Consider the following 15,228-nt stretch of genomic DNA (forward strand, 5'->3'; position numbering starts at 1 on the left):
CCAAAAAGCGCTGTTTTTACGCCTTTTTGGATGGTTTTTCCCAGTTTTTTGAGGACGAGACCCGCGCCAAGGACCGTTTTTCGGCGTTGCCGCATCTGGTTGCATTAAGTCAAAAATGCGCCTGGCGAACATGTACACGTACGCCCTTGAATTCCTTGTTGCACCGTTAACCTGAATTGGTTCTAGCTTGATGCACTCGAATTCGGGGAGGACATTTCATGACTATTCTGCGACTGAAAGCGCTGCTTGGGGCGGGCTGCTTTTCACTGGCTTTGATCGGGACAGCGATGAATTCGGCGCATGCCGGCGGCATCGAGCGCGGCGGCTACGACATCGATCTTCTGTTCGATCCGGCTCCGTTCGCGACGGAAGCCGAAGCGACTTACGTCATGCCGCAGCGCAAACTCAAGAATGGCGTGGACACGGACCCGAGCGACGGCAATGTGACCTTCCTCGGCAGCACGGCGAACGACAGCGAGAGCTATTGGGTGCCGCGGATCGGCGTCAAGGCGCAGGTTGTCCAGGGCGTCGACTGCATGTTCGACTATTCCCAGCCTTGGGGCGCGCACACAAATCCGGGTCTGTGGGCCGGTGCTGAATCCAACATGGAAACGGACATCAAGAGCAACAACTACGCCACTACCTGCTCCTACAAGATGGATGCCGGCAAAGGCCAGGTTCGCTTCATCGGCGGCGTCTACTATCAGGAAGTCTATGGTTTCAAGCAAGATCTGGTGTCGCCGCTGGTACCGGGTTTCCAGGGTACCGGTCGTGTCGACCTCAGGGGGACCGGTTGGGGCTGGCGTGCCGGCCTTGCCTACGAGATCCCCGAGATCGCGTTGCGCGCCAGCCTGGTCTACAATTCGCGGGTCAAGCTCGACAATATCTCCGGCTCGCTGGATTTGACACGTGTTGGCCTTGTCGTGCTGCCGATCTATGGCTCGACGCAGTACATGCCGGACACGGTCGAATTGAAGTTGCAGTCGGGTATTGCGCCAGACTGGCTCGCCTTTGGTTCGCTCAAGTGGGTCAACTGGAGCCTGCTGCAGAGTGTTCCGATTTGCGTCGTAGGTACTCCCTCCGCGGCATGCGTTACGGGTGACGATCTCCATTCAGGCCAGATCACCTCGCTGGATCTGATGTATCGTGACGGCTGGACCGTCACCGGCGGCATCGGCCACAAGTTCAACGATCAGTGGAGTGCTGCCGGCCAGCTTTCATGGGATCGTGGCACGTCGCACGGCTACGGCTCGCAGACCGACACCTGGACACTGGGCGGCGGCGTCGCCTTTACGCCCAAGCCCAACATCGAGGTTCGTCTGGCAGGCGCGATCGGCGTGCTGACCAGCGGCCATTCGGGGACAGTGGCTGGCGAAAACGGCTATGTGGCCGGCCAGGAAGTGAGCTACGACTTCGGCAACGATCTGGTGACGGCGATTTCGGGCGGTCTCAAGATCAAGTTCTAAACCTTTGAAAAATCGAATGAAAGGGCCGGGCATCGCCCGGCCTTTTCATTGCTGCTGGCTCGGACAATGGCAATTCCACCGCCGCAGCTTTCAAGCTGCGTTGCATATTAGCCGCATCGCTAGCGCCTCGTGCGATTGTGACGTTTTGGCAACACTTTCTGAACAACCCCTGCGCTAGAAGTCAGGCCGAGGAAATTGCCCATTTCCCGCCATAAACCCGGCGCACCTCGATCTTGTCTCGGGACACGCGCCAAAAGGCTCGGCGATGGGGCAGGCCGCACCGCCCCATTGCAGGGAAAGATGGGGCAAGGAAGAGTATGGACGCCAAAGTCATCTCCAAGGCTAAGCTCCCGAGCCGCTATGTGACCGTCGGTCCGGCGCGTGCGCCGCATCGTTCCTATCTCTATGCGATGGGCTTGTCGGCGGCCGAGATCGCGCAGCCGCTGGTCGGCGTCGCCTCCTGCTGGAACGAGGCCGCACCTTGCAACATCTCGCTGATGCGTCAGGCGCAGGTGGTCAAGAAGGGCGTCGCGGCCGCCAGCGGCACGCCGCGCGAATTCTGCACCATCACCGTCACGGACGGCATCGCCATGGGTCACCAGGGCATGAAGTCGTCGCTGGTGTCACGCGAGGTCATTGCCGATTCGGTCGAACTCACCATGCGCGGCCATTGCTACGACGCGCTGGTTGGCCTCGCCGGCTGCGACAAGTCGCTGCCCGGCATGATGATGGCCATGGTGCGCCTCAACGTGCCGTCGATCTTCATCTATGGCGGCTCGATCCTGCCCGGCAGCTATCGCGGCCGCCAGATCACCGTGCAGGATGTGTTCGAGGCGGTCGGCCAGCACTCGGTCGGCACGATCGATGATGCCGAACTGCTCGAAATCGAGCAGGCGGCCTGTCCGTCGGCCGGCTCTTGCGGCGCCCAATTCACCGCCAACACCATGGCCACCGTCGCCGAGGCGATCGGCCTGGCGCTGCCCTATTCCTGTGGCGCACCGGCTCCTTACGAGATGCGCGACCGCTTCAATTTCGCCTCGGGCGAAAAGATCATGGAGCTGATCGCGAAAAACATCCGGCCGCGCGACATCGTCACGCTGAAGGCGCTGGAAAACGCGGCGACCGTGGTGTCGGCCACCGGCGGCTCGACCAACGCGGCACTGCACCTGCCGGCGATCGCGCACGAGGCCGGCATCAAGTTCGACCTGTTCGACGTGGCCAAGATTTTCGAGAAGACGCCCTACATCGCCGACCTCAAGCCGGGCGGCAAATATGTCGCCAAGGACATGTTCGAGGCCGGCGGCATTCCGCTGTTGATGAAGACGCTGCTCGACCATGGCTATCTGCACGGCGATTGCCTGACCGTGACTGGCCGCACTTTGGCCGAAAATATGGAGCACGTTGCCTGGAATGAACACCAGGATGTGGTCCGCCCGGCCAACAGACCCATTACCCAAACCGGCGGTGTCGTGGGCTTGAAGGGAAACCTTGCCCCCGAAGGCGCGATCGTGAAGGTCGCGGGTATGACGGAGTTGAAATTCTCCGGCCCGGCGCGCTGCTTCGATTCGGAAGAGGAATGTTTCGAGGCGGTGACGCATCGCAATTACAGGGAAGGCGAAGTTCTCGTCATTCGCTACGAAGGGCCGCGCGGCGGCCCCGGCATGCGCGAGATGCTGTCGACGACGGCGGCGCTCTACGGCCAGGGCATGGGCGGCAAGGTGGCGCTGATCACCGACGGGCGCTTCTCCGGCGCGACGCGCGGTTTCTGCATCGGCCATGTCGGGCCGGAAGCAGCCGTGGGCGGTCCGATCGGGCTGCTCAGGGATGGCGATTTGATCTCGATCGACGCGGTGAACGGTACGATCGATGTGGCGTTGTCCGATGACGAACTGGCGGCGAGGGCGAAGACCTGGAAGGCGCGCACGACCGACTATCAGTCGGGCGCGATATGGAAATATGCACAGACGGTAGGGCCGGCGCGCGATGGCGCGGTGACCCATCCGGGCGGTGCGAAAGAAACACACTGTTATGCGGACATCTGAGTTGTTGAGGTCGTCTGTCTTTTCGGCACTGGTCGTGATCGCCACGTTTGGCGCGACCTTTGGCGCCGTGGGCCAGGCCATGGCCTTCGACGACAAGGTGTTCGACGACAAGACCGGCGTGAAGCCGCAATCGAGCCCTTGGGCGGTGTTCCAGTTCGGCTTTTCCGCCTACAAGAACGGCCACAAGGAACAGGCCGCCGAGGCCTACAAATACGCCGCCGAAAACGGCCAGATCGGCGCCACCTGGAAGCTTGCCCGCATGTATGCCGAGGGCGACGGCGTGGCGCGCGACGACTACGAGGCGTTCAAGTTCTTCTCGGAAATCGTCGACCAGGATGTCGAGCCCGGCTCGCCCGAGGAAAGCTATGTCTCCGACGCGCTGGTCGCGCTTGGCGACTATCTGCGCAAGGGCATTCCCGGCAGCCCGGTCACCGAGAACGAGGTGGCGGCCCAGGAATATTACATGCGCGCCGCCGCCAACTACCGCAATCCGAACGCGCAGTTCGAGATGGGGCAGATGTTCCTGAAGGGCGAGGGCGGCGTGAAGGCCAGCGTCAAGCAGGCCGGACGCTGGTTCCAGCTTGCCGCCGAGAAGGGCCATGCCGGCGCGCAAGCGACGCTGGGCCATCTGCTGTTCCAGAGCGGCAAGATCGTTCGCGGCCTGGCGATGATGACCGCGGCGCTCGAACGCGCTTCGCCGGCCGATCAGCCATGGATCCGCGGCATGCAGGAAGAGGCATTTGCCACCGCCGGCGAAGCCGACCGCCGCACCGCGATCTCGCTGGCCGACGACATCCTCACCAAGGGCGGCAGCTCGGACCAGTAGGCGTTGCTGGTCGAACTGCCGATCTCCCCCCTCGTGGGGGAGATGCCCGGCAGGGCAGAGGGGGGCGCTGTCCCGCCAGCCTTGCTGTTATTCTGACATACCCGCAACACCGGCCACGATTACAATGTGCTGGCAGACATTGTCGATGTCACGGATGATATCGTCATTCCAAAAGCGCAGGACAGTCCAGCCATCCTGCTCCAGACGCGATGATCTCGCATCGTCGCCCGCGACAGCATCGCCTTCCGCGTGTTGGGAGCCATCAACTTCGACGACCAGTTTCTTCCCAGGACAAGCAAAGTCAACAATGTAGCCGGCGATCGGAAATTGCCGCCGGAAGCTAGCCCCATCAACCGGTGCGCGCGAAGCTCGTTCCAGAGCCTCAACTCGGCTGATGTCATCACCTTGCGCATTGACCTGGCGTTTGCACGATGGTTTGGAGGCAGAGGCGTGTGAGGCATTCTCGATGCTCGGTTGCTGTTGGGGCTGGCGCCCTACGGCGCCCCCCTCTGTCCTGCCGGACATCTCCCCCACAAGGGGGGAGATTGGCTCAGTTCGCGGTCGGCTCCGTCGGCACCATGCTGGGGGCCGGCGTCGAGATCGGCGCGACATGGGGCGCCAGCGTGTTTTCGGGGCAGCTGTCCCCGATCTTCGTCCACGATGTGTTGTTGAGCACCATGTCGCAGCGGGCCAGATGGCTCTGCTCGGCCACCGTCAGGCAGGCGACCTGACCGATCTGGTAGGATTTTCCATTGGCCAGGCATTCCTGGTCGGCAAATGCCGCACCCGGAGCGGCCATGGCAAATGCCAGGCCGATCGGACAAAGATGAAATCGTGTGCTCATGGAACCCCAGCCGCCATGCTGGCCCGCAATGAACGGCGCGAAATGTGGCGATATGAGGGTTCAGAGCGTGATCCCGAAAAGTGGGATCGGGTTTTCGGAAAAGATCACGTTCAAACAAGGAGATAGAGCCCCATCCCGCTGCCATCGGGATGGAACAGGCTCTAGGCGTCGTCAGGCCGGCTGCAGCGCGAGATCGATCGCCACCGGGACGTGATCGGACGGTTTTTCCCAGGCGCGCACATGCTTTTCGATCGAGGCCGATGAGAACCGGTTGGCGGCTTCCGGCGACAACAGCAGATGGTCGATGCGGATGCCGTTGTTTTTTTGCCAGGCGCCGGCCTGATAGTCCCAGAACGTATAAGTGTCGGACCCGTCGGTGACCGCGCGCACCGCCTCGGTGAAGCCAAGATTGAGCAGCCGGCGGAAGGCCTGCCGCGTCTGCGGCTGGAACAGCGCGTCGCCCAGCCAGTTCTCCGGAAAGCGCGCGTCGATCGGCTCGGGAATGACATTGTAGTCGCCGGCGAGCACCAAAGCCTCCTCCAGTCTGAGCCGCTCTTCTGCCCAACGCTCCAGCCGCGCCATCCAGGACAGCTTGTACGAGAATTTCTTCTCGTCATCGATCGGATTGCCGTTCGGCAGATAGAGCGAGGCGACGCGCAAAGCGCCCTTGTCGGTCGAGAAAACGCCTTCGATGAACCGCGCCTGCTCGTCGGCATCGTCGCCGGGCAGGCCTCGGGTCACCTCGTCGAAGCGCAGCTTCGACAGCAGCGCGACGCCGTTGAAACCCTTTTGGCCGTGGGTTTCAACATTGTAGCCAAGCGCCTCGATCTCGGCGCGCGGGAACTGATCGTCGACCGTCTTGACCTCCTGCAGGCAGACGATGTCGGGCGCGCTTTCGGTCAGCCAGTGGGTGAGGTTGCCGATGCGGGCGCGGATACCGTTGATGTTCCAGGTGACAATTTTCATGACGGTCTCAATGCTGTTCAGTTGGGTTCTTGCGGCGGCAGGCGTTCGACGAAGCCGATCGTATTGCCAGCCGGGTCCTTTAGGAAGGCCATCCATTCGCTTTCCCCCGCTGGACCGAACTGGCCCTCGGTGTCGCGATGGACAAGCGTTGGCGGCGCGGTGAAGGGCACGCCCGCCGCGACCGCCGAGGCATGGAAGCGATCGAGCCCGGATATGTCGAGATAGACGGTTCCGGCCGGTATGCCGTCGGTGAACAGTAGTCTGATATCGCCGGCCATGATGAAGGCAATGCCCGGCGGATCGAAGCGTGCATGGACAGCCATGCCGAGCACGTCGCGCCAGAACGCCAGCGTCGCGTCGAGGTCACGGCCAGCCGACAGCGCGATCTGACGGACCGCGCCGATTGCAGGCATGTTCATTTACTCCCAGAACGTTGGAAGTCGGCATTTGCCGCAAGCGTTTGCTCAATTGCATTTCGCAGATGTGGTAATTGCTCAGGCGTTGCACGCTCGTCAAGCCAGTCGCAGGCGTTGAATAGGTCTCCAAGCCAGGCTGGAAAATCATATCTGTGCTCGATGGGAGACACCATACAGCAGATATCGGAGGGTTTAATCTCGCCCTCAAGATAGGCCTGCAAGCGTCGAAGGAATAGCTTACGCGCGATCTGCTCCGCCTCTTTGGACCTTTCGTTGAAGCCGGGAAAATGCCGCGCGATCAAGGACAGCAGATGACCACGAGTATTTTCGATACTGGTGGCATTGCGTGGATTGGATCGCCTGAGCTGCAGGTAATCAGCGTCTTCGGCATACGCTTCAGATGCCTTGTGACGATTGGCCCAACCAAGAATGTCGGTGTCAGAAATTGCTTCGATCTCGCGGGCTACAAGAACCGTAATCGGATCCTCATGGCCCTCGAGAAGCGGCTTCATGTCGTCAAATGCTGAAGCTCGTGCCGCAGCCGCAGGAAGCGACCGCGTTCGGATTGCGGATCTGGAACGACTGGCCCATCAGATCGTCGACGAAATCGATCACCGAGCCGCCCATATAGACCAGCGACAGATCGTCGATCAGCACCGTGGCGCCATCTTTCTCGATGGCGACGTCATCATCGTTCGCCCCCTCGACCAGGTCGAACTTATAGGAAAAGCCCGAGCAACCGCCGCCTTCGACCGACACGCGCAGCGCCGTTTTGCCGGCTTCGCCCGAGACAATCTTGGCGATCCGCCTGGCGGCGGCCTCGGTCATGTCGACTTTCATGGCAGTCTTGGCATCCGCGCCCATCGGCGTCACCTTGCTTTCGGTTTCACATGATAGGTATGAAGCGCGACGGGGCAAGTCAACTGCGGCATCGATCATGACCAACGAGTTGGGCGACATCGGATTTGGCTATCGGCCACGCGCCGCCTATGCCTGCGATCCGGCAAAGTCGCGCGGACGGCTGTTCGACGAGGTGGAAAGCCCGACCCGCACGCCGTTCCAGCGCGACCGCGACCGCATCATTCATTCGACGGCGTTCCGCCGGCTCAAGCACAAGACGCAGGTCTTCATCGCGCATGAAGGCGACCACTACCGCACCCGGCTGACCCATTCGATCGAAGTGGCGCAGATCGCGCGCGCCCTGGCACGGGCGCTGCGTGGCGACGAGGATCTCGCCGAGGCGGTGGCGCTTGTGCATGATTTCGGCCACACGCCCTTCGGCCACACCGGCGAGGACGCGCTGAACGAAAAGATGGCCGCCTGGGGCGGCTTCGACCACAACGCGCAATCGCTGCGCATCGTGACGAGGCTGGAGGCGCGCTACGCCGAATTCGACGGGCTCAACCTGACCTGGGAGACGCTGGAGGGCCTGGTCAAGCACAATGGACCGCTGACGGACGCCAAGGGCAAGGGTCTGAAAGGGCCGGTGCCGCAGGCGATCCGTGATTATTCTGAGCTGCACGACCTCGAACTCGACCGGTTTGCCGGCATCGAGGCGCAATGCGCGGCGATCGCCGACGATATCGCCTACAACACGCATGACATCGACGATGGCCTGAGGTCAGGGCTGCTGACGCTGGATATGCTGGAGGTGGTTGCGCTGCCCGGAACCATTCTGAAGGGCGTGCGCGCTCGCTATCCCTCCCTCGATGACGTGCGCACCGGCCACGAGCTGATGCGGCGGCAGATCACCGCCATGGTCGAGGATGTCATTGTCTCCACATCAGCCAATCTCGAGCGTATCAGGCCGCGGAGCGCCGATGCGGCAAGAGCGGCGGGCGAGACAATGGTGGCTTTCTCGGCCGAAATGGCTGCCTTCGAGAAAGAACTGAAGGCCTTTCTCTATAAGCATCTTTATCGGCATGCGGAGGTGATGCGGGTGCGCGCGGACGCCGAGCAGATCGTCAACGACCTGTTCGATGCCTATTTCGCCGATCCGCGCGCCATGCCGGACGGCTGGCGCGAGGGGTTGGATCGGGCCGACGACCGCATCAAGGCACGCAGTGTCGCCGACTTCCTGGCGGGTATGACCGACACTTACGCGCTCAAGGAACACCGGCGTTTGTTTGACCATACGCCTGAATTGAGCTAGGGCGGGCTCGATTTTGCCGGCCAACGAGCCGGATTCGCCACAAAGCCGCCAGAGCACGTCCAATGAACATCTTCGCCGATTTCACCGCGCGAATCATAAGAGCCGTCGAAGCGCTTGATCTGAAAGACAAAGACGGCGTTACGCTTGACCTGTCGCGCATTGCCGTCGAGCCGCCACGCGACGCCAGCCATGGCGACCTGGCGACCAATGCGGCGATGGTGTTGGCCAAGCCGACTGGCCAGAATCCGCGCGCGCTGGCCGAAAGACTGGCGCAAGCGCTGCGCGACGACAAGGATGTCGCGGCGACAGAAGTGGCCGGTCCTGGTTTCGTCAATCTGAGGCTCAAGGACGGCTTCTGGCAGGCACATCTGACCGCACTGCTTGGCGAGGGCCGCAACTATGGCCGCTCGACGGTTGGCGGCGGCAGGAAGACCAATGTCGAATATGTCTCGGCCAACCCGACCGGGCCGATGCATGTCGGCCATTGCCGGGGTGCTGTCGTCGGCGACGCGCTCGCCAATCTGATGGCTTTCGCCGGCTACGACGTGACCAAGGAATATGTCATCAACGATGCCGGCTCGCAGATCGACGTGCTCGGTCGTTCCGCATTCCTGCGCTATCGCGAAGCGCTGGGCGACGACATCGGCGAAATACCTGCCGGTCTCTATCCCGGCGATTATCTGGTGCCTGTCGGTCAGGCGCTGGTCGAAGAGTTCGGCCGCTCGCTGCTGCAGATGCCGGATGACGAGGCGCTCGCTATCGTCAAGGACCGCACCATCGATGCGATGATGGCGATGATCCGCGAGGACCTGGCGATGCTCAACGTGCATCACGACGTGTTCTTCTCCGAGCGCACGCTGCACGCTGACAATGCCAAGAAGATTCGCTTGGCGATCAACGACCTGACGCTGAAGGGGCATATCTACAAGGGCAAGCTGCCGCCGCCCAAGGGCGAGAAGCCCGACGATTGGGAGGACCGCGAGCAGACGCTGTTCCGCTCGACCGCGGTCGGCGACGACATGGACCGGGCGCTGGTCAAGTCGGATGGTTCGTTCACCTATTTCGCCGCCGACGTTGCCTATCTCAAGGACAAGGTCGATCGCGGCTTCGTCGACCTGATCTATGTGCTCGGCGCCGACCATGGCGGTTATGTCAAGCGGCTGGAAGCCCTGGCGCGGGCAATTGCCGGCGAAGAGGTGAAGCTCACCGTGCTGCTTTGCCAGTTGGTAAAACTGTTTCGCGAAGGCGAGCCGGTGCGCATGTCGAAGCGGTCGGGCGATTTCGTGACGCTTCGCGAAGTGGTGGAGGAGGTCGGTCGCGACGCGATCCGCTTCATGATGCTATACCGCAAGAACGATGCGCCGCTGGATTTCGACTTCGCCAAGGTGACCGAGCAGTCCAAGGACAATCCGGTATTCTATGTGCAGTACGCCTCGGCGCGCTGCCATTCGGTGTTCCGGCAGGCGAGCGAGCAGTTGGGCGAAGCCAATTTCGACCGCAACAGCCTGGCGTCGGCCGTGGCCTTGCTGACCGACGAGGGCGAGATAGGCCTGGTCCGCAAGCTTGCCGAATACCCGCGTCTGATCGAGTCCGCCGCACTTGCGCTCGAGCCGCATCGGCTGGCATTTTACCTCTATGATCTGGCTTCCAGCTTCCATGGACACTGGAACCGTGGCACGGATAATCCGGACTTACGTTTTGTTAAGGTTAACGACCGACAATTGACGCATGCCAGACTAGGGCTGGTGCAGGCTGTTTCGGACGTTTTGACGTCCGGCCTGACGTTGATCGGAGCCGCCGCGCCCACCGAAATGCGTTAGGTTTGACTAAATAACCTGTCACCTTTTGCCCACATTGCGCTGGTAAGGGCCAACCCTACGCGACGTCCATGGCGTCCGAATGAGTGCGAGTTCGGGAACAATAATGGCAGACAGAACCCAGCTGAGAGTAGCCGATAACAACGACCTCACTGACGATGATCCGTTCGCGGAACTGACCAGGATCATGGGGTTCGACCCGCGCCAGCCAGTCAGGCCGCAATCGCCCGCCCAGCCGAAAGCTCCCGTTGCCGATCACGCGACGGAGTTGGGCGATTTCGATATCGATCTCGAGAAGGAACTGATGGGCGAGTTCGGCGCTGATGACAGCGACGCCGCTCCGGTTGTCGAGGCTGTTGAGCCGGCATTCGAGCAAGAGCCGGCATTCGAAGCGGCCGATGCCAGCGTGATGGACGACGAGCTTTCGGTGTCGCTCGACGACGATTTCCAACTGGACATGGCTGAGATCGACGACCACGTCGCAGGCGCCAGCCATGCGGCGGCAGGTGAAGCCGTGCCGTCTGTCGAGCCGGCTTTCGATTCCGATTTCGACAATGCCGTCGCCAATTCGCTCGAAGACGTTTCGCCCTTCGAGGACGATCAGCCGATGGCGGATGAGCTTGCCGCGTCGCTCGACCAGGATTTTCGCCTCGATGAGGAGGCCGAAGAGGCACAGCATGCCGCGCCGGTCGTTGACGCGCCTGCTTCTGTCGAGCCGGCAGCCGCCGATGATGAATTCGACGATGCGGTTGCGATCTCGCTCGAAGACGAGTTGATGCTCGACGGCCATTCGGCGCCCGAACAGTCCTACATGGCGGCCGACCCCGTCGAGTATCCCATGCCGGCACAGGCGGCTGCGCGTGAGACTTCCGACGAGAATTTCGCCGGCGACTTCGACGACGCCATGGCTGATGTCGACATGGATTTTGATAGTCGCGGGGACGAGCCGGTCGCGTTCGAAGAGCCGGAAGCGCATGATGAGCTTGCCGATGCCGCGGACGCGAAGGGCGAGACTTCCAGCCCTGAAGGCGCGTCGGATGACGCTTTCGACCTCGAATTCGACGACACGTTTGCCGAAACGGTCGAAGAGCCGGTCGCGGAGGTTGCCGCCGCTGCGGTCCAGCCGGTGGCGCCAGAAGCCGATATCGCGCCTGCGGTGCAAGCCCCGATCACGGACGAGCGGAGCCTGGAAGACGAGTTGAATGCGCTGCTGGGCGCCATGACCACGCGTGCGGCGCCGGCGGCCAGGGAGCCCATGACGGCTCAGCCGGCTGCCGCCGCTGAGCAGCCGCCTGTCGTCGAAGCCGCGGAGACCGCCGAGGAACCGGCCGATCTTGTCGACGACCTCGACTGGGATCTCGACGAACACGCGCCTGAGCAGGTTCAGCACGTTGGCGCGGCCCAAGCGGCCGATGCGGATATTGACGATCTCATGCTTGATGAACTCGAGCAGGAGGCTTCAGATCCGGACCCCGAACATGGTGATATCGATCTCGACGACGACGCGTTCGACGACGCTTTGGCCAAGAGCCTAAATCCCCGCGATGCGGCCGCTTCCCGCGACAATTCGGCGGATTCTCTGGATTGGCTGGCGGAGCGTTCCACCGCCTCTGAGCCTGCCCGTTCATGGAGCCGCGTGACGCCGGTTCCGCAGCAGCCATCATTCAGCGCCCAGCCGTCATTTAGCACTCAGCCGTCAGCTTCGACGGCATCCATGGCCGCGGCGCCGGCAGTTGCCGCAGCAACGTTCTATCGTCCGGCCGAGCCGGTCGAGACCGTCGCCCAGGCTGCCCCTGTGTCGGCGCCGCAATCGCACCAGCCCGCGCGTTACGAAGACGTGCCCGATGTCGAGACGGTCGATGTGCCCGAGCGTGTCGTGGCGCTGGCGGACGATCTCGATATTCCGGAACTGCACTTCGAGGAAGATCAGCCGGCGACGCCTGGCTACGACGATCTCGATGCCGAGTTCTCCAGCCTTCTCTCCGAGATGAACGCGGTGGAAGTCGCTGCCGCTCCCGCAGGCAACGTGGCCGGCGCGTCTTACGATGATGACTCCTACGCCGCGGGCTTTACGCAAGGCTATGACAACGTCAAACCGGGCTATGACAACGCCAAGCCGGGCTATGACAGTGTCAAGCCGGGCTATGAGCCGGAAGCGCGGACCTATGCGGCGCGGCCGATGGACATGTCTGCCCGCGCAGCGGCGCCCACGGGTTATGCCGATGCTTCTGGCTTCGATCTCGACAGTCTGCCCGGCAGCCAGCCAGTTTCGCAGGCCGATGATTTCACCGTCGATGAACTCGACTACGATCCCGAACTGGACGAGGCGATGACCGTTCCGGGCCTCGGCGAGCGCGAGGCCGCGAGGCCATGGCGCGGGCGTGGCTTGTTCATCGCCGCGATTGTCGGCGCGGTGGCGGTCGCGGGCGGCCTTGGCGCCTTTGCGCTGTCTTTCGGCGGCAAGGGCGGCAGCGAAGCGCCGGTGATCGTCAAGGCCGATAATGCGCCGATCAAGGTCAAGCCGGAAAATCCGGGCGGCGCCGTGGTGCCGAACCAGGACAACAAGGTCTACGACGCGGTCAGGGGCGCGAAGCCCGCCGAGCCGGTCCAGGAAAAGCTGGTCACCAACGTCGAAGAGCCGGTGGATGTGCAGGCGAAGGACCCGGCCCGCGCCATCGATCTCTCGCCGAACCAGAATGCCGCTGCCGGCGGAACGGATGACGGCAACGCCGCATCGACCGCCGTCGCCGCTCCGGCCGACAGTGCCGCTGCCGCGCCGGCCGACAGCGCGGCCCCCGCGCCCAAGTCCGAGGACCGCATCGCGCAGGTGCTGCAGGATGCCGACAAGGGCACCAATGCCGATGTCGTCGCCGTTGCGCCGCGCAAGGTGAGGACCATGGTGGTCAAGTCGGACGGTTCGCTGGTGCCACGCGAGGATCCGGCGCCCGCCGCCCCGCAAGTGGCCGCTACGGAACCGGTCGACCCGGCGCCGCAGCATGTTGCCCCGACGGCGCAGGCTGAGGCGGACCAGACCGGCACCGTGACGCCCGCCGCGGCCCAGGCTGGCGCCGAACCGGCCCTCAAGCCGGTGGCGCCAGCCAAGGCCAAGGTGCAGTCGGCCAACACGCCGGCAAAGGTTCCGCTCGCGCCGCAGCGCCCGTCCGACCAGCCGGTCGATGTCGTCGGCGAGGTCAAGCCCGATCAGGTCGCATCCATCGATCCGGCATCGACCGCGACCGGCGGTGGTTCATGGTCGATGCAGATCGCTTCGCAGCCGACGGTCGAAAGCGCCCAGTCCAGCTATCAGGATCTGCAGCGCCGCTACGGCAGCGTGCTGTCGGGCCGTACCGCCAACATCGTCAAGGCCGAGATCGCCGGCAAGGGCACGTTCTACCGCGTGCGCGTTCCGGCCCAGTCGCGCAATGACGCGATCAATTTGTGCACCAGCTACAAGGCCGCCGGCGGCAACTGTTTCGTCTCGCGCTAGAGCCGGAGCCAATCACCAAAAGCCGGCGCGGTCACCGCGCCGGCTTTTTCATGGGGAAAGCAGATCCGGCGTTGCACCGTATCTGATCCCCGGCGATTCCCTTTGATCGCGCAAAGCCCTAAACTCCTGACATGACCGAATCAAAATCCATGATCCTCGGCTGTGCCGGGAAATCGCTTACCCGCGAAGAAATCAATTTCTATCGCAATGAATGCCCGTGGGCCTTCATCCTGTTTGCGCGCAACATCGGCGAGACCGAACAGATCCGCGACCTGGTCGCCGAGATGCGCGACTGCATCGGGCGCCCGGACGCGCTGGTGTTCATTGACCAGGAAGGCGGGCGTGTTCAACGCCTGCGGCCGCCGCTTGCCCCGAACTATCCGGCCGGCGGCGCGCTCGGCGCGCTGTGGCGCGACGACCATGACGCCGGCGCCCGCGCGGCGTGGCTGATGGCGCGGCTGCATGCCTTCGACCTGCTGCGCTACGGCATATCAGCCGATTGCCTGCCGGTGCTCGACGTGCCGATCGAGGGCGCCAGCGACGTCATTGGCGCGCGCGCCTATGGCAAGGACCCGCGACCGGTGATCGAGCTTGGCCGTGCCGCTGCCGAAGGCCTGTTGTCGGGCGGGGTGCTGCCGGTCATGAAGCACATTCCGGGTCACGGACGTGCCTTTGCCGACACGCATTTCGAGTTGCCGGTGGTCAATGCCTCGCTCAGCGACCTGCAGCGGCATGATTTCGCCCCGTTTAGGGAGCTCAACCATCTGCCGATGGCGATGACGGCGCATGTCGTCTACAGCGCGATCGACCCCAACAACCCGGCGACCACCTCCGGCAAGGTCATCGACGAGATCATCCGGCGCGAAATCGGCTTCGACGGGCTGTTGATGAGCGACGACACCTCGATGAAGGCACTTTCTGGGGATTTCCCGACAAAGGCGGCCTCGATCCTTGCGGCGGGCTGCGATCTGGTCCTTCACTGCAACGGCGTTTTCGAGGAGATGGCCGGCATTGCATCGCGGACCACGGGCCTTGAGGGCACGTCGCTGGAGCGCGCAAAGCGGGCGCTGACCTATATAACGAACCGCGACACGGTTGAAGAAACCGAAATACGTGCCGAATTCGCCACCTACTTCGATGCGGTGGCATAGCAAAGGGAGAGTGACAGGCAGTGGCGGAAACATTGGAAAGCAAGGCCGCAAAGGCCGCACC

12 protein-coding genes and 1 pseudogene are annotated in these 15,228 nt (G+C 62.8%); 7 read left to right on the top strand and 6 right to left on the bottom strand.

Annotated elements, in window-relative coordinates:
• Positions 1-218 precede the first annotated feature (218 nt).
• From ACSQ3L_RS17705 to ACSQ3L_RS17715, 3 genes are all read left to right on the top strand, one after another.
• Entirely contained in the window at positions 219-1,466 is a 1,248-nt protein-coding gene (locus tag ACSQ3L_RS17705; protein ID WP_436161127.1) for an outer membrane protein transport protein, read from the top strand.
• 317 nt (positions 1,467-1,783) lie between these two features.
• Positions 1,784-3,508, top strand: coding sequence for a dihydroxy-acid dehydratase (ilvD, locus tag ACSQ3L_RS17710; RefSeq protein WP_436161128.1), 1,725 nt, complete (start codon positions 1,784-1,786; stop codon positions 3,506-3,508).
• Positions 3,495-4,334, top strand: a complete 840-nt coding sequence (locus tag ACSQ3L_RS17715) for a tetratricopeptide repeat protein (protein ID WP_436161129.1) — start codon at positions 3,495-3,497, stop codon at positions 4,332-4,334. The genes ilvD and ACSQ3L_RS17715 overlap by 14 nt, the downstream gene beginning before the upstream one ends.
• A gap of 87 nt (positions 4,335-4,421) precedes the next feature.
• On the opposite strand, the pseudogene ACSQ3L_RS17720 reads toward ACSQ3L_RS17715, so the two are convergent.
• The 6 genes and pseudogenes from ACSQ3L_RS17720 to erpA form a co-directional block, all read right to left on the bottom strand.
• Positions 4,422-4,795, bottom strand: a pseudogene (locus ACSQ3L_RS17720) (endonuclease domain-containing protein).
• Positions 4,796-4,884: 89 nt separating this feature from the next.
• Entirely contained in the window at positions 4,885-5,178 is a 294-nt protein-coding gene (locus tag ACSQ3L_RS17725; protein ID WP_436161130.1) for a hypothetical protein, read from the bottom strand.
• Between the two features lie 171 nt (positions 5,179-5,349).
• Positions 5,350-6,144 (bottom strand): exodeoxyribonuclease III, encoded by a 795-nt coding sequence (gene xth / locus ACSQ3L_RS17730; RefSeq protein ID WP_436161131.1) that lies wholly within the window; start codon positions 6,142-6,144, stop codon positions 5,350-5,352.
• 17 nt (positions 6,145-6,161) lie between these two features.
• A complete protein-coding gene (locus tag ACSQ3L_RS17735; RefSeq protein WP_436163472.1) occupies positions 6,162-6,557 on the bottom strand; it encodes a VOC family protein in 396 nt (131 codons plus the stop codon).
• A gap of 2 nt (positions 6,558-6,559) precedes the next feature.
• Positions 6,560-7,072: a hypothetical protein gene (locus ACSQ3L_RS17740; protein ID WP_436161132.1), complete on the bottom strand. Its 513-nt coding sequence runs from the start codon at positions 7,070-7,072 to the stop codon at positions 6,560-6,562.
• 4 nt (positions 7,073-7,076) lie between these two features.
• Positions 7,077-7,424: an iron-sulfur cluster insertion protein ErpA gene (gene erpA / locus ACSQ3L_RS17745; protein WP_352655190.1), complete on the bottom strand. Its 348-nt coding sequence runs from the start codon at positions 7,422-7,424 to the stop codon at positions 7,077-7,079.
• A 73-nt stretch (positions 7,425-7,497) separates the two neighbouring features.
• On the opposite strand from erpA, the gene ACSQ3L_RS17750 reads away from it, so the two are divergent.
• The 4 genes from ACSQ3L_RS17750 (at position 7,498) to nagZ (ending at position 15,167) form a co-directional block, all read left to right on the top strand.
• Complete coding sequence (locus tag ACSQ3L_RS17750) at positions 7,498-8,712, top strand: deoxyguanosinetriphosphate triphosphohydrolase (protein ID WP_436161133.1); 1,215 nt, start codon at positions 7,498-7,500, stop codon at positions 8,710-8,712.
• A 62-nt stretch (positions 8,713-8,774) separates the two neighbouring features.
• Positions 8,775-10,532 carry an arginine--tRNA ligase gene (gene argS / locus ACSQ3L_RS17755; protein ID WP_436161134.1) on the top strand — a complete coding sequence of 586 codons (1,758 nt, stop codon included), beginning with the start codon at positions 8,775-8,777 and terminating at the stop codon, positions 10,530-10,532.
• 103 nt (positions 10,533-10,635) lie between these two features.
• Positions 10,636-14,016, top strand: a complete 3,381-nt coding sequence (locus tag ACSQ3L_RS17760) for an SPOR domain-containing protein (protein ID WP_436161135.1) — start codon at positions 10,636-10,638, stop codon at positions 14,014-14,016.
• A gap of 131 nt (positions 14,017-14,147) precedes the next feature.
• Positions 14,148-15,167: a beta-N-acetylhexosaminidase gene (gene nagZ, locus ACSQ3L_RS17765; RefSeq protein ID WP_436161136.1), complete on the top strand. Its 1,020-nt coding sequence runs from the start codon at positions 14,148-14,150 to the stop codon at positions 15,165-15,167.
• The last annotated feature ends 61 nt before the right edge of the window (positions 15,168-15,228 follow it).

Origin of the sequence: Mesorhizobium sp. LjRoot246 (assembly GCF_964254115.1) — a bacterium.
Taxonomy (GTDB): domain Bacteria; phylum Pseudomonadota; class Alphaproteobacteria; order Rhizobiales; family Rhizobiaceae; genus Mesorhizobium.